This window comes from Streptomyces sp. NPDC031466 (assembly GCF_055581265.1).
Genome location: NZ_JBVIJT010000001.1, coordinates 216,845 through 234,856, shown reverse-complemented (window position 1 = coordinate 234,856; position 18,012 = coordinate 216,845). Strand labels below are relative to the sequence as shown.

Here is an 18,012-nt window from a genome sequence, read left to right as displayed (position 1 = left end):
CAGGCCTTGCACCTGCATTTCCCCGCAGGAAGCGGGGCGTCTTTCCTTGGACCACCGACGCGTGAGTGTTCACCGCGACCGCGGCGACCAGTTCAAGATCTACGATAGCGCATCGTGGTAACCCGTCCGGACCACGGGCCCCACCCCGGCCCGCCCTCGGCGCCTCCCCATCGATGGGCGATTTGCCGGTCTTTCCGGTTGGGCCTAATTTTGCGTGGATACAGCTTTTTCTCGGGCGACAAGAGGAGAAAAGCTCCATGGTGAAAGGCCTTCCGCGGGGAAAGGCCCGCCCTTCCCGTGGGCCGGAGGCGGACACCGCGCGCTCGTCGCGTTCGGCGACGGACCGGATGGCGCGCACGTTGCTGCGCCGCCGGAAGAAGGCGCTCAGTGCCGAGGACGTGATGGTCTCCGACCGCCCCAAGGTGCGACGCGCGGTGACGGCCGCCGCGCTCGGCAACACCATGGAGTGGTTCGACTTCGGTGTCTACGCCTATCTGGCGGGCACGATCGGCAAGGTCTTCTTCCCGTCCAGCTCGCCCGGCGCCCAGGTCGTCGCCACCTTCGCCACCTTCGCCGCCGCCTTCCTCGTCCGTCCGCTGGGCGGCCTCGTGTTCGGCCCGCTGGGTGACCGCATCGGCAGGCAGCGGGTGCTCGCCGCGACCATGATCATGATGGCCGTGAGCACCTTCGCGGTCGGCCTTCTGCCCTCATACGCCTCGATCGGGTTCGCCGCCCCGCTGCTGCTCCTCCTGTGCCGGCTGGTCCAAGGCTTCTCCACGGGCGGCGAATACGCCGGCGCCACCACCTACATCGCCGAGTACGCGCCCGACCAGCGGCGGGGATTCCTCGGGAGCTGGCTCGACTTCGGCACCTTCATCGGCTACTCCCTGGGCTCCGGCCTGGTCACCGTCCTCACCCTGACGCTCGGGACCGACGGCCTGGAGAGCTGGGGCTGGCGCATCCCCTTCTTCGTCGCGGGACCGCTCGGACTCATCGGCCTGTACATGCGGGTGAAGCTGGAGGAGACGCCCGCCTTCCAGCAGGAGGCGGCCTCCGCCGCGGCCGAGCGGGAAGTCGTCCACCGGCGAGGCGAGAGCGACCCCGTCGAACAGGCCCGCCAGTCCGGCAAGGGCCGCCTCAAGGAGATCTTCACCCGGCACTGGCAGGCAGTGCTGATCTGCATGGGACTGGTGCTGCTCTACAACGTCACGAACTACATGGTGACGTCGTACCTCCCCACCTTCATGACGGTGACACTGGGGGAGAGCGACACCACCGCGCAGCTGTTGGTGCTCGCCACCATGCTGCTGGTGGCGCTCGCCATCACCACCGTGGGCCGCAGTTCGGACCGGTGGGGCAGACGCCCGATGTTCATGGCCGGCAGCATCGCCCTGATCGTGCTCGCCGTCCCGGCGTTCCTCCTCATCCGCGAAGGCGGCATCCTCATGCCCGCCTTCGGCTGCGCGATCCTCGGCCTGCTCCTGGTCTGCTTCGCCGGCACGGCGGCGGCCACACTGCCCGCCCTGTTCCCCACGCGTCTGCGCTACGGCGCCCTGTCCATCTCGTACAACATCTCCGTCTCCCTCTTCGGCGGCACCACCCCGCTGCTCGCCTCCTACCTGGTCGACTCCACCGGCAACACGCTGGTGCCCGCCTTCTACCTGATGGTGGCCGGTGCGATCGGACTGGCGTCGACGTTCTTCCTTCACGAGACCGCCGGACGGCCGTTGCGCGGATCGGGGCCCATGGTGGAGACGCGGGACGAGGCCCGCGAGATGGTGGCGCGCAGCCGCGCGGAGGCGGGGCGCCACGCGCGGGACGTGTGGCTGCGCCTGTGGCACCCGCGTGGCGGGCGGGGCCACGGCAGGGGGCCCGGCGGGCGCGAGAAATGACACGGGGTCCGATCTCGTAGGGCTTGGACGGAACGCTTTGCCTCCGAGGGCTCTCTGACTGTCTGTACGGCCTGACTACCTGTACGGCTGTGGCCCTCCCAGAGGAGTTGTTCTGCGTAATGCGTCGTTTTCATGCCCTGCTGCTGACCGCCTTGGCGCTGGTCGCGGGCCAGGTGATGTCGTCCGCCCCGGCCTTCGCCGTCATCGGCGGGACCAAGAGCACCTACGGCCCGTGGGCGGTACGGATGCTCGTTGACGGCAAACCGGCGTGCACCGGGACCGCGGTCTCCCGGCAGTGGATCCTCACCGCCTCGCACTGCTTCTACGAGCAGGCGCGGCCGGTCCCCGACAGGCGGATCTCCTTCCGGGTGGGCCACCTCGACGTGCGCAGGGGCACCACGGTCCGGCCCCTGCCCGGCAAGCGCGTGGGCAGCGCGCACGCCGACATGATGCTCGTCAAGGTTCCGCCGATGAACGTCCCCACGGCGCGCCTGTCCACGGTCGGCGTCCACCGCGGCCAGGCCGTGCGGCAGTACGGGTGGGGCGCCACCTGCACGACGGACGAGAGCGCCTGCCAGTCACCCGTCCTCAAGCAGTCGGACCTGAAGGTCGTACGGGCGGACGACCCCATGTGCGCGGGCCACACCGCACCGGGCGGCCCCGACTTCTGCATGAAAAAGGTCAAGGGGATTCCCGCCGGGGGCGACTCTGGCGGTCCGGTGATGACGGTCGGCCCGCGCGGCACCGAAACCCTCGTCGGTGTCTTCAACGGCTCCGACCGGGAGAAGAGCGCCGAGGCGGGAGAGGTCTCCCAGCAACTCTCCTGGATCCGCTCGGTCATCCGCCGCTGACGCCCCCGCAGCCGCGGGCCGCGGTGCACCGGGTCGGGTTCACCCGCCCGGCCGCACCGTGGCGGCGCACCGTTTCCGTCTCTCGGGTCAAGGGCAACCGCACCCTATGGACCACTCGAAAGCGCCGGTACTCGAAGCTCTCGCCGCCTACCACGCCGAAGGACAGACCCCCTTCACCCCGCCGGGCCACAAGCAGGGGCGCGGCGCCGATCCACGGGTCCGTGAGGTGCTCGGGGACGCGGTGTTCCGCTCGGACGTACTGGCGACCAGCGGTCTGGACAACCGGACATCCTCCCGAGGCGTCCTCGAAAAGGCGCAGGCGCTCATGGCGGACGCCGTCGGCGCGGAGCACACCTTCTTCTCGACCTGCGGCAGCTCGCTCTCGGTCAAGTCGGCCATGCTGGCCGTGGCGGGACCCCACGAGAAGCTGCTCGTGGGGCGCGACGCCCACAAGGCCGTGGTGTCCGGGCTGATCCTCTCCGGCATCCGGCCCATCTGGGTCGCCCCGCAGTGGGACCCCGAACGGCATCTGGCACACCCCCCGTCCGCGGAGGCGTTCGAGGCGGCCTTCGCCGAGCATCCGGACGCCAGGGGCGCCCTCGTGACGACGCCCACGCCGTACGGCACCTGCTCGGATCTGGCCGCCATCGCGCAGGTCTGCCACGAACGGGGCAAGCCGCTCATCGTGGACGAGGCCTGGGGCGCCCACCTGCCGTTCCACCCGGACCTGCCGACCTGGGCCATGGACGCCGGAGCCGACGTCTGCGTCACCTCCGTGCACAAGATGGGCTCCGGCCTGGAACAGGGTTCGGTCTTCCACCTCCAGGGCGATCTGATCGATCCCGAGGTGCTCAAGAGCCGCGAGGACCTCCTCGGCACCACCAGCCCCTCCGTCCTGCTGTACGCCGCCCTCGACGGCTGGCGGCGCCAGATGGTGGAGCACGGCCGCGCCCTCTACGACGACGCGCTCGCCCTCGCCGCCTCCCTGCGGACCCGGATCGCCCGCATCGACGGGATGCACGTACACGGCCGGGACGACTTCTGCGGACCCGGCCGCGCGGCCGACATGGACCCGCTGCAGATCATCGTCGACATCACCGCGCTGGGTACGACCGGTTATCGGGCGGCCGACTGGCTGCGCGAGCACCACCAGATCAACCTGCACCTGTGCGATCACCGCCGCGTCAGCGCCCAGCTGACCCACGCCGACGACGAAGACAGCGCTCAGACCCTCCTCGCGGGGCTGCGGGACGTCGCCGCGCACGCGGACGAGCTGAGGCCCGCGGAGCAGGTCGAGGTCCCGGACCCCCAGCAGCTGCGGCTCGAACAGGTCCAGCTCCCGCGGGACGCGTACTTCGGGCCGACGGAGCAGGTGTCGTGGCAGAAGGCCATCGGCCGGATCACCGCGGAAATGCTCACCCCGTACCCGCCCGGCATTCCCGCGGCGCTGCCCGGGGAGCGTCTCAACGCCGAGGTCGTCCGCTATCTGCGCACCGGCGTCGACGCCGGCATGGTCGTGCCGGACGCCGCCGACACCGAGGTCAAGAGCGTACGGGTGGCCGTCGAGGACTGAACCGCGGCGGCGGCCCGGCACCGTGCTGCGACGACCGGCGGCACCTGCGGGGACGCCGGTCCTCCGTCACCGTCCGGCCGCCGCCTTCCGGCGGTGGCGGGCCCAGGCCCGCTCGGGCACATCCGGACGGAGCAGGACGTCGGCCGCGGTGCCCGCCAGCGCGTACGCCGCCGCCAGCATGACCTCGCGACCGCGCGGTCCGGCGGCCGCCGCGGCGAACTCGGGGGTGTGGTCCGAGCCGTCCGGCCCCATGATGGCCACGAACGGATGGATCGCGGGCACCCGGGTGCTGACGTTGCCGATGTCCGAGGACCCCAGATAGACCCCGGCCTCGGGCTCCGTCAGCCGGATGCCCGCCCTCGCCAGGTGCCCCGCGAACAGCCCGGAGAGCACGTCGTTGTCGCGGAAGTGCTCGTAGCGGGCGGCCACTTCGGCGACCTCCGCCTTCGTCCCCGTGGCCAGCGCGACGCCCTGGGCGCATGAGCGCAGCTCCTCCACCAGGTCCTCCAGCGCGGAGGCGGTCGCGCCGCGCAGACCGAACAGCCCTTCCGCGTACTCGGGAACGATGTTCGTCGCCCGGCCCCCCTCGGTGACGATGCCCTGGACGTGCGAGCCCGCGGGCAGCCGCCGGTCCAGGACGCCGAGCGTGTTGAACAGCTGGATCAGTGCCCCCAACGCGTCGATGCCTTCCGTGGGGTTGCCCGTCGGGTGCGCGGCCCTGCCGTGGAAGCCGATCCGCACCTGCGCGCTCGCCGTCAGGGGCGCCCACGACCAGTCGTACACACCCGGGTGGAACATCAGCGCCGCGTCCACCCCGTCGAACAGGCCCGCCGCCACCTCCGCGACCTTGCCGCCGCCGCGTTCCTCCGCCGGCGTCCCGACGGCCAGCAAGGTCTCCCCGGCGTCACCGAGAGCGGCCCGCGCGGCGAGGGCCGCCCCGAGGCCCGCCGCCGCGATCAGATTGTGCCCACAGGCATGCCCCAGCTCCGGCAGCGCGTCGTACTCCAGCAGCAGGGCGACGCGCGGGCGCCCTTCAGCGGTGGCCGCTGCGCCCGTACGGGCGACGAAGGCGGTCGGCAGCCCCGCGGTGCCCCGCTCCACCCGGAATCCCTCCCGCGCCAGCTCGTCCGCCAGGAGCCGGGCGGCGCGGTGCTCCTCGTAGGCGGTCTCCGGTTCGCCGTGCAGCGCGAGGCTGACCTCCCAGAGCCGGTCGGCGCGGGCGGCGACCTCCCGCTCGATGCGGGCGTAGACGGCATCCATGTCCATATCCCTGTGCGGGGGGTGTGACACATGACCTCCTCGAACCGAACCTGCGCGGTTCCCCGGCAACGACACGGGACGTGTTCCACGGATGCCCGCAGCCCACACGGGACCGGGAATCAGGCTCTCGGCGGCACCGCGCGGCGGGCGGTGCGGGAAGGCGTCCGGGGGGTTCCTGGTGCCGAAGCGTGCTGAAGCGATCATGATCGGGCACGTGAAGGAGATGCCGGATGTATCAGCACCCGTGATCAAACTGGTGCGGCGGACCACCGAACCCGTCGCGGCACAGACGCTGCGGTCCACGGCGGCCGCCGTCATCTCCTTCGGTGTCGCGTTGAAGTTCCTGCCCGCGCAACCCGCTCCTCTCACGGCCCCCTTGACCGCTCTCCTGGTCGTCCAGGTCACCCTGTACGCGACGCTCACCACCGGCATCCGGCGTGTGAACTCCGTCGTCGTCGGGGTCCTCATCGCCATCGGGTTCACCGCCCTGGTCGGGCTGACCTGGTGGAGCCTCGGCCTGACGATCTTCACCTCGCTGATCATCGGCCGTTTCGTGCGGGTGAACGAGTTCGTGCCCGAGGTGGCGATCAGCGCGATGCTGGTCCTCGGCGTCTCCCAGGCCGCGTCGGCGGCCTGGCACCGGATCCTGGAGACGCTGATCGGCGCCGGCGTGGGCCTGCTGTTCAACCTGCTGTTCGCGCCCCCGGTGTGGACGCAGTCGGCGGGGACGTCCATCGACGGGCTGGCGCGCGAGATGGGCCAGATGCTCCGCACCATGGGCGCGGAGATCGCCGGGGGCCACCTGCCTTTCCCGCACGCGGCCGCCCGGCTGCACGAGGCGCGGCAACTGGACCACGACATCGTGGAGGTCGACGCCTCGCTGCGGCAGGCGGAGGAGAGCCTGCGGATGAACCCGCGCGTACGGGAAGGGCTGCTGTCCCGGGTGGTGCTGCGGACGGGGTTGGACACCCTGGAGATCTGCGCGGTGGTGTTGCGGGTGCTGACGCGAAGCCTGACCGACCTGGCGAAGTTCCGGACAAAGGAGGCGCTGTTCCCCCCGGACGTGTCGGCCGATCTCCAGCAGCTGTTCGAGCAGATGGCCGAGGCCATCGAGAGCTTCGCCCGGCTGATCACCACTCAGGTGGCGGCCAACGCGGAGAAGGCCGAGGAACGGCTGACCGCCGCCCTGGCCGCGAGCCGGGCCACCCGGGACCGGGTCGCCGACCTGCTGCTGGAGGACGTGCAGGAGCACCCCAGGCAGTGGCAGTTGCACGGCGCGCTGCTCGCCGAGATCGACCGGATCCTCGACGAGCTGGACCTCGACAAGCGCACCGAGCGCCTCATGCAGGAGCTGGACCGCCGCTCGGCGGAGCTCAGCGAGCGCCATCCGCGGCTCGCGGCACTGCGTCGGCGACTGCGCGGCGAGAGCGGCACGGAGCGGCGACCGGCCGTGGAACCCTGAGCCTCCGACGAAGGAGGAGCCGTACGCACCGCAGCAGCTTCATGCCGCAGCGGCCGCGAGTGGGCAGAATCGTGCACGTGGAAGCACATCAGGCACCGGAGAAAACCCCCGACGGGCACTTCGTCGTCATCAAGGGAAGGAAATGGCGGGCGACCGACCCGCTGATCCCAGAGGAGACCGCCGCTCGCCTTCGCCACCACCTCATGGCGGCCCGCCGCGCGGTACGCTCCGCGACGACGGCGGGCGATACCCAGGCGGAGCGGGCCGCGCGCGCCCGCGTGAACCAGGCCAAAGTCGCCCTGGGGGAACGGGCCACCCCCTGGTGGGAGCAGTCGCAAGACGAACGCCGCCAACGCTGGGAACAGGGGCTGGCGCGCCTCGACGCAGAGGAGCAGCGCTGACTTCTCCAGGCTTTGCGTCGGCCCCGCCTCAGGACCGGACGCTGCTGGTGGCCGCTGACTGGCGCCCCAACCTGACGCTGAGGCAGTCGGCGCCGTTGGGCGCGAGAGTCGGCGGAGGACCGGGCCATCGACCACCTCGGACCGAAGGCCCAGGGCCGGTCCCAGGTCACTTCGTCTGCCGACGCGCTCGTTTCACCTCGCCGTCGATGGCCCAGGCGTCGGCGACCGGTCCGAGGTGGCCGAGCTTGTCGGGGTTGATGACCGAGCGGATCGTCTGGATCTGCCCGTCGAGCACGTCGAGGGCCAGGGCATGGAGCACCTGGCCGTCCCGGTCCCGGAAAATGGCGCCAGGCCGGCCGTTGACCTCGTGCGGCTCGAACGTCACGTCGATCCGGGCCAGCAGCGGGAAAACGGAGGCCCGCAGCCGGGCCACGTTCTCGGCGCCGACGACGGCCCTGGCCAGCTGCGGGGCCTTGCCACCGCCGTCCCCGACCATCTGTACGTCGGCGGCCAGCAGATCCCGCAGGCCGGCGACATCACCTTCGCGCAGCGCGTCGAAGAACCGAGCCGCCGGCTCCTGCCGGGTCGATGCAGACGGCGCAGCCCGTTGATCTGGCTCACGCGCAGGGCCACGAGCTCCTGCGTCGCGGCCGCCAGGGGCGAGTCCTTGAGCGTCTTGCCCGCCGCCATGAGGTGCTTGAGGGCTTTGGCGGCGGTCGGGCCGGCGAAGTAGTTCCGTTGACACGGACGCGTGTGCTCTACGTCTCCGCGAACTCGGGTCGTCGGAGGTGTCACAGTTCGGGAATCCCGGTCGAGCAGCTGACGGACCAAACGGCGACGGCTTCGCCGAGCCGGCCATGTCATCGGCAAGCCGCAGCCGTGTCGTCGGGGTCGGGTCGGCTCGCGGCCGGCCGGTGCCGATACGGGTTGCCGTGGGCAGGTGCGGCTGCCCACAGCGCGATGGCGATGAAGAGCAACTGTTCGGGAATCCGGAACCACAACGGTGTGGCGGGGTCGCCGCTGAGCGGGATGTCCTCGACGGCGGCGTGGATATTGGCCGGGAGCATCAGCACGAAGAGCACCGCCAGCCCGATCCCGGCCGTCCGACGTGTGGCTGCCCGCACGAGTCCGGCAGCGCCGAGGAGTTCCAGTACGCCGGTCAAGTAGACCATCGCGTGGGGAAACGGGACGAAAGGCGGGACCATGGCGGCCAAGTCGTCGTGGCCGGGCATCACGCTGATGCTCGGCGGAACGAAGTGCGCGGTCGCGGTGGCGAGGAGCATGACGGCAAGACCATGGACGAAGGCGGCTCGCCAGGTCGCGAACCGGCCGATGCCCAGCCGGCCGAGGAGCCGACATCCCACCGCCGGGCCGGTGAGAAGCAGGAGAGTTCCGAACATGAGTGTCCTCCGAAAGATCTGGACGAACAGGAGAGGCGAGCAGGAGAGGCCCGGCGAAACGGCTCAGCATTTCTGCGGGGTGATGGTGATGTGTTCAGTGCGTGGCAGCGCCCGCCGTACCGTTCAGCCGGCGGTGAAGAACAGACCGGCTCCGTAGGCTTGGAGCGCGGAGACGAAGAACCCGTCACCGGTCGGCCGGGTTGTCGTGCCGCTGCTTTCGACGATCCTGCGGGCGTCATCGACGTCGTCGACCAGGATGGTCATGGCCGCCAGGTACGAGGCGGCCGGGCGCGGTTCGCCGGGCAGCACCTCTTCGGCGTCCGAAGCGCGGACGATCTGCAACCGCGCGGCCACCGCGTCGAGCATGGTGACAGGACCTTCACACCTGGGGGCCGTTCGCAGCACGCGGGTGTACCGGTCCGTGACCGCGTCGAATTCGGCGTCATCGGCCACGATCAGTACAGCGCCGATGGCGCGGGCACCGTTCGGGTGGTCGAGATGGCGCGGCTGATGGACATACCGGCGGGTGAGGTGCTGGGCGATCCCCACATGGCCCTCCGGGGTCGAGCGGGGATCGAGGTGAACGGCGCGGGCGAGAACGGTGCGCGGCCCCTCCTCGGTATCGACGTCGCGCTCCAGCTCCAGTACGCCGGAGCTGCGCAACCCGGCGTCGGCCAGGCGACGATGCGCGGCCGCGGCGTCGTCGGTGTCGAGGTTGAGCAGCCGGAATCCCTCGTATTCGTCGGCCATCGCCTTGGTGTGCCAGGGGTCGGGCGCCGATTCGTCGACGATGCCGAGCAGTTCGATGTAGGACCCGCCGAACAGCGCACAGCGGTTGGCGGTGCAACCGGGCACCGGCGTCTCGCCCGGCCGCCCGCCCAACAGGTGCCGTGAGCGGGGGCTGAGGGTGAAGCCGAAGGAGGCGTAAGTCTGCTCCAGTCCGTCCAGGTCGCGGGTCAGGAGGCCGGTGTGATGGATGCCGAGGATGTCGCCTGTCATGGGACCGATGCTGCAACAAGCACCGGCCTTTCCTCCCCAACTGCCGCGCCCACGCCGCTATCCGACACCGTCCTACACTGGGCCGGTGGATTCGGTCACGCTGGACCAACTCGACCTGCGGCTCCTGCACGCCCTCCAACTCGACGGTCGCGCCGCCTTCAGTAAGATCGCCGACGTCCTGGGTGTTTCCGACCGCACCGTGACGCGCCGCTTCAGCAGGCTCCGCGCCCAAGAGGTCGCCCGCGTGGCCGGCGTGACCGACTGCCACCGCACCGGCCGTGCCGAATGGCTGGTGCGCCTGCGCGTCCTGCCTCCCGGCATCGCTCCGCTCGCCCGCGCGCTGGCCGGGCGCCCCGACACCGCCTGGGTGACCGTTGCTTCGAGCGGCACCGAGATCGTCTGCATCTTCCGTGTCACCGGGGAAGGACCGGCGCCCCTGGACGCGCTGGGCCGCCTTCCGCAGGTCACACAGGTCGACGCGCAACGGCTGCTGCGCCCCGTGATGGACCGGCGCTGGATCGGCCGGACCTCGGCTCTCACCGACGAGCAGATCGCCGCGCTGCGGCCGACCGCCGCCGCGGAGACTGCTCCGGTCGCCCTGACCGATCTCGACCGCCGCCTGCTGCCGGCCCTCGCCGCGGACGGCCGTGCCGCCTACCCTGATCTCGCCCGGCAGGTCGGCTGGTCGGAATCCGCCGTCCGCCGCCGCCTGGATGAACTCCGCCGGTCAGGCGTTCTCCAGTTCGACGTCGAAGTCGACTCGGGTCTGTTCGGCTTCCCCGTGCAATGCCTGCTCTGGTTGACCGTCACGCCTGCCCGGCTCAGCAGCGTCGCCGGGACACTGGCCGGCGATCCTGAATCAGCATTCGTCGGCAGCACGACCGGCCCGCACAACCTGATCGCCGTCGCGGTCTGTCGCGACGCCGACGCCCTCCACACCTACCTGGCCGACCGCATCGGCTCACTCGACGGCGTCGACCGCATGGAAACGGTCCTGATCACCTCCTACACCAAACGAGCCGCCCCAGCGCCTTATGGGACGGGTCGGTAGCGCCTGTCGGCCGCACGCCGTCGAGGGCGCCCGCTCCGCAGCGTCACGCCCTGAGGCCGCCGGGCGAGGTCAGCCGTTCGGGCAGCCCGCTCCTCTCACCCGTCACGACAATCACTCCTGGTAGCGTACGCTCTGCGTTTGCGCCGTAACAGAAAGTTGCCAACTGCTACTGCCTTTCCGTCCCTTCGGCATCGCGGCGCGCATTCTCTCCTGTGACGGAGCGGCCTTGTGGAGGAGAAGATCGTGGAAGCCCAGCACTCTCTGCCGGTCAACGACCCGTCCGTCGGCGCGGCCGCATGACGGCGGCCTCGCGCCCTCGCCCGGCCCATGTCCACATCCAGAGCCGGGAGTGCGACCCGGAGATCTTGAAACGGCTGACCGGTGCCGCGTACTTCCCGGAGCGGCTGCTCGGTTCGGCGATCATCGACACGGTGTGCCGGTCCGACGGCGACCTCCTGTACGTCGCCGCCCCGAGAGTGCTGGACGCCGACGAACAGGTGGGCTACTACCTGGGGCTGTTGGGCGCCGACTGCGGCGAGGCGCGGGGCCGGGTGCGGATCGTGAGCCTGGACGACGCGGGTTCCCGGTGGCTGAGCGAGAAGGTCCTCGATGCGGAGAACCCCCAGGCCGCACAGGTCCGTGCGGCCATCCGTGCTTTCGTGAACGACCGGCAGCGCGCCGGTGCCGACGTCCGGCTGTGCTACTTCGAACCCTCGGCACCGCTGGAGCGCTACGCCCGGGAGCTGGGAGTGCCGGGCGACCAGCCGCACTCGTCCCGCATCCCGCTGGGCTCCAAACACTCCGGCCGCCGGCTCTTCGCCGAGGCCGGCGTGCCCGTCCCCGACGGTTCCCCCGCACCGTGCGACACCCTGCACGGCCTCGCCGAGGAGGTGGCGCGGATGGTACGGGCCGGACACCGTGCGGTAGTCGTCAAACTCGACGACCCCGCCTCCGGAGCCGGCCTCGGCAACGCGCTCCTCGACCTCGATGACGTGGAACCCTCACTCGGCGCCGACGTGGATGACGGCACGCTGGTCCGACGCCTGCTCGACGTCCTGCCCCGGGCCACCCTGGTGGACACCAAGATCACCTGGGGCGACTACGTACGCACCCTGGAGCGAACCGGCGCCGTCGTGGAGGAGTGGATCCAGGACGACACACTGCGCAGCCCCAGCTTTCAGGGCAGGATCACCGACACGGCCGAGGCCGAAGCGGTCTCCACGCATGACCAGGTACTCGCCAACCACGGCCAGAGTTACGTGGGTTGCCGATTCCCGGCGAGCGCCGAGTACCGACACACGCTCATCGACTACGGGTTGCGCATCGGCCGGGCGTTGTGGGACCGGGGAGTGGAAAGGGGCGACTACGGGGTCGACTTCCTGGCCAGGCGGACCGGCGACTCCTGGCAGCTCCTCGGATGTGAGATCAACCTGAGGTCCACCGGAACCAAACACGCCTTCGGCATGGTCACGGGGCTCCTCGGGACACGCGCCACACCGGACGGCCGACTGGTCGTCAGCGGCCCCGCGAACGACGGCGGACCCGGGGAGCATGAGCGTGTCTACGAGGCATCGGACAACATCATGGACCCGCGTTACACAGGGCTGCGGCCGGCCCAGCTCATCCGCGCCGTCACCCGCTCGCCCCTGGGTTACGACCCCGAGCGCGCGACAGGCGTGGTGCTGCACATGATGAGCCCCACCGCCGAGGTGGGGAAGTTCGGCGCCGTGTGCATCGGAGCCGACCAGACCGAGGCCGCATCGCTCATGCGGAAGCTGCGCGAACTGGCGGACACCCTCGCCGCAGAGCCCCGTCAGGAAATGCCGGTCGGACGTTCCCGCCGGTAGCGGCTGCCGGACGGGGGCGGGAAACGTCCCCTGGACGGGGCGCCGGGACACAGCCGCCCGCCCGCACGGGCCGCTCCCGAGCCCCCCCCGCCCCCTCAAGCGTCGAGCCGAATCCGCACCCTACGGTTCTGGCGGCCCTTGCTCTCCACCTTGGTGACGGTGACGTGCCCCACCTGACGGGTGGACGCCACATGGGTGCCGCCGTCGGCCTGGACGTCCAGGCCGACCACGTCGACCACGCGGACCTCCGGCAGGTCCGGCGGCGCCACGAACTGGGTGCGGACCAGATCCGGGATCACCTGCGCCTCATCCCTGGACAGGACCCGGACCACGATCTGCCGGTCGGCCTCGATCTCCGCGTTCACCGCGTCCTCCAGGCTCTGCTTGAAGCCGGGCGGCACCTCGGGCAGGTTGAAGTCCATCCGGGCCTCGCCGGGCTGCATGTTGCCGCCGGTCACCAGCGCTCCGAAGTCCCGGAACACGGTGCCGCAGAGCACATGAAGGCCCGAGTGCGTCCGCATGAGAGAGCTCCTGCGTCCGTCGTCGAGCGCGCCGGTGACCTGGGTGCCCACCGGGGGCACGGGATCTCCGGGGGCGGGCAGCAGGTAGAGGTCGTCGCCCTTGCGGGTGCCGACGACGCGGGTCTGGACGCCCTGCCAGATCAGTACGCCGTGGTCCGGCGGCTGGCCCCCGCCGCCCGGGTAGAACGCGGAGCGGTCCAGGACGACCCCCGCTTCCGGATCGGCCGGGTCGGACCACAGGACGGTGCACTCCCATTCCCTGAGTGTGGCGTCTTCCCAGTCCAGACGATGTGTGCGGCCGTGATGACTGATCCCCATCGATGATCGGAGGCGCGGCGCCCGTCGCGCGAGCCCGCCCCCCTCTCCTTTCCGTGCTCCTGTGCTGATCCACCTGCGCGAGATGCGCACGCTGCATACCGAGAAGACCCCGCCGTGGTTACGCCTCGCAGGTCACCACCAGAGCCTGACGAGCGCGGCGCTCCCCGCACCCAACGCCACCACCAGCAGGAAAGGCGCCCGCAGCAGGGCCGCGACGAAGGCGACACCGAAGCCGAGCGCACGGGCGTCCAGTACGAGACGCTGGTCGGTGGTGAAGGTCTGCACCGCGACGAGAGCGGCGAGCAGCCCCACGGGAAGCAGTGCGGAGATCGCCTGAACCTGCCGCCTCTCCAGGACCGAAGCCGGTACGTACAGTCCGGCGAGCTTGAGGAGGTACACCCCGGCCACCCCGAGGACGATCGCGGTCCACATCAGTTCTCACGCCCCTGCTCGCCGGCACCCGTCTCCGCCGCATCCGCGCGGCGCCGCCTCATCAGCAGCCCCGTGACGCACGCGACCAGCCCCGCCACCAGCACCGGCACCCCGGCGGGCAGGACGAGCGTGGTGGCGACGGCCGTCACCGCCGCGCCCACGGCCACCGCCCACAGGCGCGGCCCCCGCAGCCGGGGCATCAGGAGCGCGATGAACGCGGCCGGCGACGCCACGTCGAGGCCGAGGACCGCCGGGTCGGGCAGCGCCTCGGCACCGATCGCCCCCGCGAGGGTGGCCAGGTTCCAGAAGACGAAGACCGCCACGCCCGTGCCGTAGAACGCCAGCCGCGACGCGCGCTCCGTCGGCCGGCCCATCGCCATGCCGGCGCTCTCGTCGAGGACCAGGTGCGCGGCGAGCACCCGTCGCGCCCCCCGGACCCGCAGCAGCCGGGACAGCGACAACCCGTACAGACTGTTGCGCACCCCGAGCAGCGTCGCCGTGGCGGCGCCGGTGAGTGCGCTGCCGCCCGCGCCCAGGACCCCGATCACCGCGAACTGCGACGCTCCGGAGAACATCAGCAGCGACAGTACGCAGGACTGCGCGACGGTGAACCCGGCCGTCACCGCGAGCGCGCCGAACGAGAGCCCGAGGGCGCCGACCGCCAGCCCGACGCCGACCGAGTCCCGCAGCAGCGCGCTCCGCTGCCGGGGCCAGTCGGCTTCGGTCTCCCCTGGGGAGTCGACCTCGGTGTTGCTCACCAGCATCACGTATCCCTGTCCTGCACCGCGCTCGGGGCCTCCACCACCACTTCGAGTTCGGTCTGCGCCTTCGCACAAGCCGCCACGGCCTCCTCGGCGGTCTCGGCCCGGGCGATCACGAACCCCAGCCGATGGTAGGCGTTGCGCGCGGGCCCCACCCGCTGTTCCGGCGAGGCGGTCACCGTCACCTGCTGGACGCCCTCGACCGCCCGTGCCGCCTCGACTCCGTCCACCCGGGCCAGAACGCCGGACTTGTCCGTGAGAAGGAACTGGATCGCCGCGACGCCGTCCGGTTCGGGCACGGGGTGCGGCTCCCGCCCGAGAGCGATCCGCAGCTGCTGCTCCTGCATCCGCAGCCCGGTCGTCAGCCGGACCAGTTCGGGGATCATGCCGCCCGCGGGACGCGCGTTGATCTCGATCACGACGGGCCCATCGGCGGTGAGCCGTATCTCGGTGTGCGCGGCGCCGTCGGTGAGACCGACCGCCTCCAGGGCGCGCAGAGCGGCACCGGTCAGGTGCTCCGCCGTGGCCCGGGGGAGCGGGGCGGGGAAGACATGGCCGCGTTCGACGAAGTACGGGGGGCCGGCGAGGTGCTTCTCCACGATGCCCAGGCAGTGGGTCTCGCCGTGCCGGCCGATGGTCTCGACGCTGAACTCGGGCCCGTCGAGGTACTCCTCCACCAGTACGGCACCCGCGGTGCGCTGGCCGCGTACGTTCCTCTCCTCGGCCAGGACGGCCCGGGCCTGGGAAAGGGCCTGCGACACCTGCGTACAGAGCAGCACATGGTTCGAACCGCTGTCGTCGACGGGCTTCACGACACAGGGCAGACCGGTGCGGGCCACGGCCTCGGTGACCGCCCTCTCCAGCTGTTCGCCGGCGGTCACCACGGCGAAGCGGGGCTGGCGGATGCCCGCGTCGGCCAGCCGCCGCCTGGTGCGGGACTTGTCCCGGCAGACGGCCACCGCGTCGGCCGGACTGCCGGGCAGCCCCAGCCAGTCGGCGACCTCGGCGGTGGGGGAGAGGTAGAAGTCGCTCGTGGTGGTGATCCCGGCGATCTGCTCCCGGCGGAACTCCCGCAGGATCGTGCGCCGCAGCTCGGCCAGGGAGTTGGTGTCGCAGGTGATCACCTCGGCGCCGGTGTCCGGCAGGCCCCGGTACCGCGCGGGGTCGTTGGTGAGCAGGGTGGGGCGCAGGGCGAACTCCTGGGCGAGTTCGAGGGCGAGCATCCCGGTGCCCGTGGTGTTCGACTCGATGAACAGCAACCGCTGCCTGTCGTCCGAGCGTTCGATGTCCGCGGCGCGGGACCAGGTCTCGCTGACGTCCCCGGCCCGCGCCGAGATCGGTGCGGGGGACGACGACCTGGGCAGCGCGTCGAGTTCCTGCGCGGCCCAGTACTCGTCGTCGTAGATGGTGTCGACGTACCGGTCGCCGCGGTCCGGGAGGATGCCCACGATCCGGGTGCCGGGCTCGGCGTGCGCGGCGACGTGCCGCACGATGTGGTAGACGGAGCCCGAGGTGTTGCCCGCGAAGATCTGTTGTTCCCGGGCGAGTTCACGGGTGGCGGTGAGTGCCTCCCGGTCGTTGAGCCAGTGCACCTCGTGGATGAGCCGCCGGTCGAGATTACCGGGCAGCAGGCTGTTGCCGAGCCCGCTCTGCCGCCGCCCCGGCCGGTCGGGCTGGCCGAACAGGACGCTCCCGACGCTGTCCACGCCGACCACCTTGAGACCGGGCATCGTCCTGGCCAGCGCCCGTGCTGTGCCGCAGAGCGACCCGCCGCTGCCCACGGACCCGACGAGGACGTCGAAGTCGCCCAGGTCCTGGCGCAGTTCGGCGGCCAGCGCGCGGTACGCGGCGGGGTTGTCGGGGTTCTCGTACTGGTCGGGCCAGAACGCGCCGGGAAGGTCGGCACGCAGCTGGTGCAGGAGTTCGAGTCGGGCACTCTGCCAGCCGCCGCCCGTCATCGCCTTCACGATGTGCACCTCGCAGCCGAGGGCGCGGAGCTTGGCCAGGGTGATCCGGTCGATCCGGGGGTCGGTGACGATGTGGACGTGGTGTCCCAGCGACGCGCCGACCAGGGCGACGCCCAGGGCCATGGTGCCGGAGGAGCTTTCGATGATGGGCGCGCCCTCGGTGAGGACGCCGCGCTCGCGGGCCCGCATGATGATGTTGCGGGCGACGCGGTCCTTCATCCCGTACAGGTTCTGGAACTCCAGCTTGAAGTACACCTGCACGCCGTCCGCCGCGTTGACGGCGGCCCGAACCAGCGGGGTGTGTCCTATGGCGTCCGTGACGCTCTCAAAGAGCATGTTCGTCTCCAGCGTGGCCGGCGGGGTGCAGGGCGGATGAGGGTGCGGTCGCGTCCGCGCCCAGCGAGCGGAAGACACTGACGGTGCCCGGCAGTTCGGCGCACCAGGCGCGGGCCCGCTCGATGCGCGCCGGGTCCTCGTCGCGGGACTCGCCGAGCAGGATGCCGAGGTAGGTGCCGCTGTGCGCGATCACCAGGCCGAGGCCGCCGACCTCACGGCAGATCTTCCGCATGCGGTCGAAGCGGAAGTCGGGCTGGGGCCCCAGGTGCAGTTTGGCGCCGAGGGTCGTGATCCGTCCCACGGTGGGCAGGTCGCGGGAGCGGATCGCCGCGGACAGCCCGTCGAGCAGGGACGCGTACCTGTGTCGTGTACGCCGGTCGGGCGTCGGCGCCGCACGGTTGAAGCGGACCGTGTCGACCATGCCGCCCGCGTCGTGGGCGATCACGGTCAGCGGCGGGAGGAAGCCGAGGCGCTCCCGCAGGCGCACTTCACGGTGGTGGTAGCTGACGATCCCGGCGTACATGACGCCGTCGGACGGTTCGATGCCGCGCAGGAACTCCTCCGTCGTCTCCTCGTCCAGGTCCACGTCGAGGGCGTCGGCGACGGCCCGCGCGGTGGCGACCAGGTCCGCCGAGGAACTGGCGAGGCCCTTGCCCTCCGCGAGACCGCCGCTCAGTTCGAGGGTGCCGCCGACGTCATGCCCGTAGGCGCGCAGCATGCGGGTGGCCAGCAGCCGCGACTTGACCTTGCCCGGTGGGTGCACCGAGACGCCGCCGCCTCCCGCGGCCGGCCTGAAGACGGCGGTCGACCAGGTGTCGAGGGGAAAGGTCACCAAGAAGCGCTGCGCGTCCGGCAGCATCCCCTGGAGCAGCTCGCCGAAGGTCCCGTTGGCGGCGCCGAAGCCCGCGTCTTTCAACACTGCTGTGCCCTCCCCCCGTCCA

At 71.2% G+C, this 18,012-nt stretch carries 15 protein-coding genes and 2 pseudogenes; 7 read left to right on the top strand and 10 right to left on the bottom strand.

Annotated features, from left to right (window positions below; translation table 11 throughout):
* The first annotated feature begins 347 nt into the window (after nucleotides 1-347).
* The 3 genes from proP (at nucleotide 348) to ACZ5GP_RS00750 (ending at nucleotide 4,316) form a co-directional block, all read left to right on the top strand.
* Nucleotides 348-1,892, top strand: coding sequence for a glycine betaine/L-proline transporter ProP (proP, locus tag ACZ5GP_RS00760; protein ID WP_468748682.1), 1,545 nt, complete (start codon nucleotides 348-350; stop codon nucleotides 1,890-1,892).
* Between the two features lie 119 nt (nucleotides 1,893-2,011).
* The gene (locus ACZ5GP_RS00755; RefSeq protein ID WP_468748681.1) at nucleotides 2,012-2,743 is read left to right on the top strand and encodes a S1 family peptidase; all 732 of its coding nucleotides are present in this window, start codon (nucleotides 2,012-2,014) and stop codon (nucleotides 2,741-2,743) included.
* 106 nt (nucleotides 2,744-2,849) lie between these two features.
* Complete coding sequence (locus tag ACZ5GP_RS00750; RefSeq protein WP_468748680.1) at nucleotides 2,850-4,316, top strand: aminotransferase class I/II-fold pyridoxal phosphate-dependent enzyme; 1,467 nt, start codon at nucleotides 2,850-2,852, stop codon at nucleotides 4,314-4,316.
* A gap of 66 nt (nucleotides 4,317-4,382) precedes the next feature.
* Here ACZ5GP_RS00750 and ACZ5GP_RS00745 read toward each other — a convergent pair whose 3' ends face one another.
* Nucleotides 4,383-5,576: an amidohydrolase gene (locus ACZ5GP_RS00745; RefSeq protein ID WP_468748679.1), complete on the bottom strand. Its 1,194-nt coding sequence runs from the start codon at nucleotides 5,574-5,576 to the stop codon at nucleotides 4,383-4,385.
* Nucleotides 5,577-5,799: 223 nt separating this feature from the next.
* Here ACZ5GP_RS00745 and ACZ5GP_RS00740 point away from each other — a divergent pair, with 223 nt between their 5' ends.
* On the top strand, nucleotides 5,800-7,038 hold the full coding sequence (locus ACZ5GP_RS00740) for an FUSC family protein (RefSeq protein WP_468749064.1): 1,239 nt from the start codon (nucleotides 5,800-5,802) through the stop codon (nucleotides 7,036-7,038).
* A gap of 77 nt (nucleotides 7,039-7,115) precedes the next feature.
* Entirely contained in the window at nucleotides 7,116-7,439 is a 324-nt protein-coding gene (locus tag ACZ5GP_RS00735) for a hypothetical protein (protein ID WP_468748678.1), read from the top strand.
* A 166-nt stretch (nucleotides 7,440-7,605) separates the two neighbouring features.
* On the opposite strand, the pseudogene ACZ5GP_RS00730 reads toward ACZ5GP_RS00735, so the two are convergent.
* The 4 genes and pseudogenes from ACZ5GP_RS00730 to ACZ5GP_RS00715 form a co-directional block, all read right to left on the bottom strand.
* A pseudogene (locus ACZ5GP_RS00730) lies at nucleotides 7,606-8,025 on the bottom strand (nuclear transport factor 2 family protein); the annotation flags it as partial.
* Nucleotides 8,024-8,129, bottom strand: a pseudogene (locus ACZ5GP_RS00725) (carboxymuconolactone decarboxylase family protein); the annotation flags it as partial. The pseudogenes ACZ5GP_RS00725 and ACZ5GP_RS00730, both read right to left, overlap by 2 nt.
* Nucleotides 8,130-8,299: 170 nt before the next feature.
* Nucleotides 8,300-8,722 carry a DoxX family protein gene (locus ACZ5GP_RS00720; RefSeq protein WP_468748677.1) on the bottom strand — a complete coding sequence of 141 codons (423 nt, stop codon included), beginning with the start codon at nucleotides 8,720-8,722 and terminating at the stop codon, nucleotides 8,300-8,302.
* Nucleotides 8,723-8,962: 240 nt separating this feature from the next.
* Nucleotides 8,963-9,838: a VOC family protein gene (locus ACZ5GP_RS00715; protein ID WP_468748676.1), complete on the bottom strand. Its 876-nt coding sequence runs from the start codon at nucleotides 9,836-9,838 to the stop codon at nucleotides 8,963-8,965.
* Nucleotides 9,839-9,923: 85 nt separating this feature from the next.
* Between ACZ5GP_RS00715 and ACZ5GP_RS00710 the strand changes: the two genes are divergently transcribed.
* Complete coding sequence (locus ACZ5GP_RS00710) at nucleotides 9,924-10,889, top strand: Lrp/AsnC family transcriptional regulator (protein WP_468748675.1); 966 nt, start codon at nucleotides 9,924-9,926, stop codon at nucleotides 10,887-10,889.
* A gap of 296 nt (nucleotides 10,890-11,185) precedes the next feature.
* Nucleotides 11,186-12,736, top strand: coding sequence for a peptide ligase PGM1-related protein (locus ACZ5GP_RS00705; protein ID WP_468748674.1), 1,551 nt, complete (start codon nucleotides 11,186-11,188; stop codon nucleotides 12,734-12,736).
* Between the two features lie 95 nt (nucleotides 12,737-12,831).
* Here the strand turns inward: ACZ5GP_RS00705 and ACZ5GP_RS00700 are convergent, their stop codons facing one another.
* The 5 genes from ACZ5GP_RS00700 to ACZ5GP_RS00680 form a co-directional block, all read right to left on the bottom strand.
* Entirely contained in the window at nucleotides 12,832-13,575 is a 744-nt protein-coding gene (locus tag ACZ5GP_RS00700; protein WP_358578380.1) for an alanyl-tRNA editing protein, read from the bottom strand.
* A 132-nt stretch (nucleotides 13,576-13,707) separates the two neighbouring features.
* Entirely contained in the window at nucleotides 13,708-14,007 is a 300-nt protein-coding gene (locus ACZ5GP_RS00695; protein ID WP_468748673.1) for an AzlD domain-containing protein, read from the bottom strand.
* Nucleotides 14,007-14,771 carry an AzlC family ABC transporter permease gene (locus ACZ5GP_RS00690; protein WP_468748672.1) on the bottom strand — a complete coding sequence of 255 codons (765 nt, stop codon included), beginning with the start codon at nucleotides 14,769-14,771 and terminating at the stop codon, nucleotides 14,007-14,009. The genes ACZ5GP_RS00695 and ACZ5GP_RS00690 overlap by 1 nt, the downstream gene beginning before the upstream one ends.
* On the bottom strand, nucleotides 14,771-17,071 hold the full coding sequence (locus tag ACZ5GP_RS00685; RefSeq protein WP_468748671.1) for a pyridoxal-phosphate dependent enzyme: 2,301 nt from the start codon (nucleotides 17,069-17,071) through the stop codon (nucleotides 14,771-14,773). The genes ACZ5GP_RS00690 and ACZ5GP_RS00685 overlap by 1 nt, the downstream gene beginning before the upstream one ends.
* Nucleotides 17,061-17,990 (bottom strand): GHMP family kinase ATP-binding protein, encoded by a 930-nt coding sequence (locus ACZ5GP_RS00680; protein WP_468748670.1) that lies wholly within the window; start codon nucleotides 17,988-17,990, stop codon nucleotides 17,061-17,063. The genes ACZ5GP_RS00685 and ACZ5GP_RS00680 overlap by 11 nt, the downstream gene beginning before the upstream one ends.
* Nucleotides 17,991-18,012 lie beyond the last annotated feature (22 nt).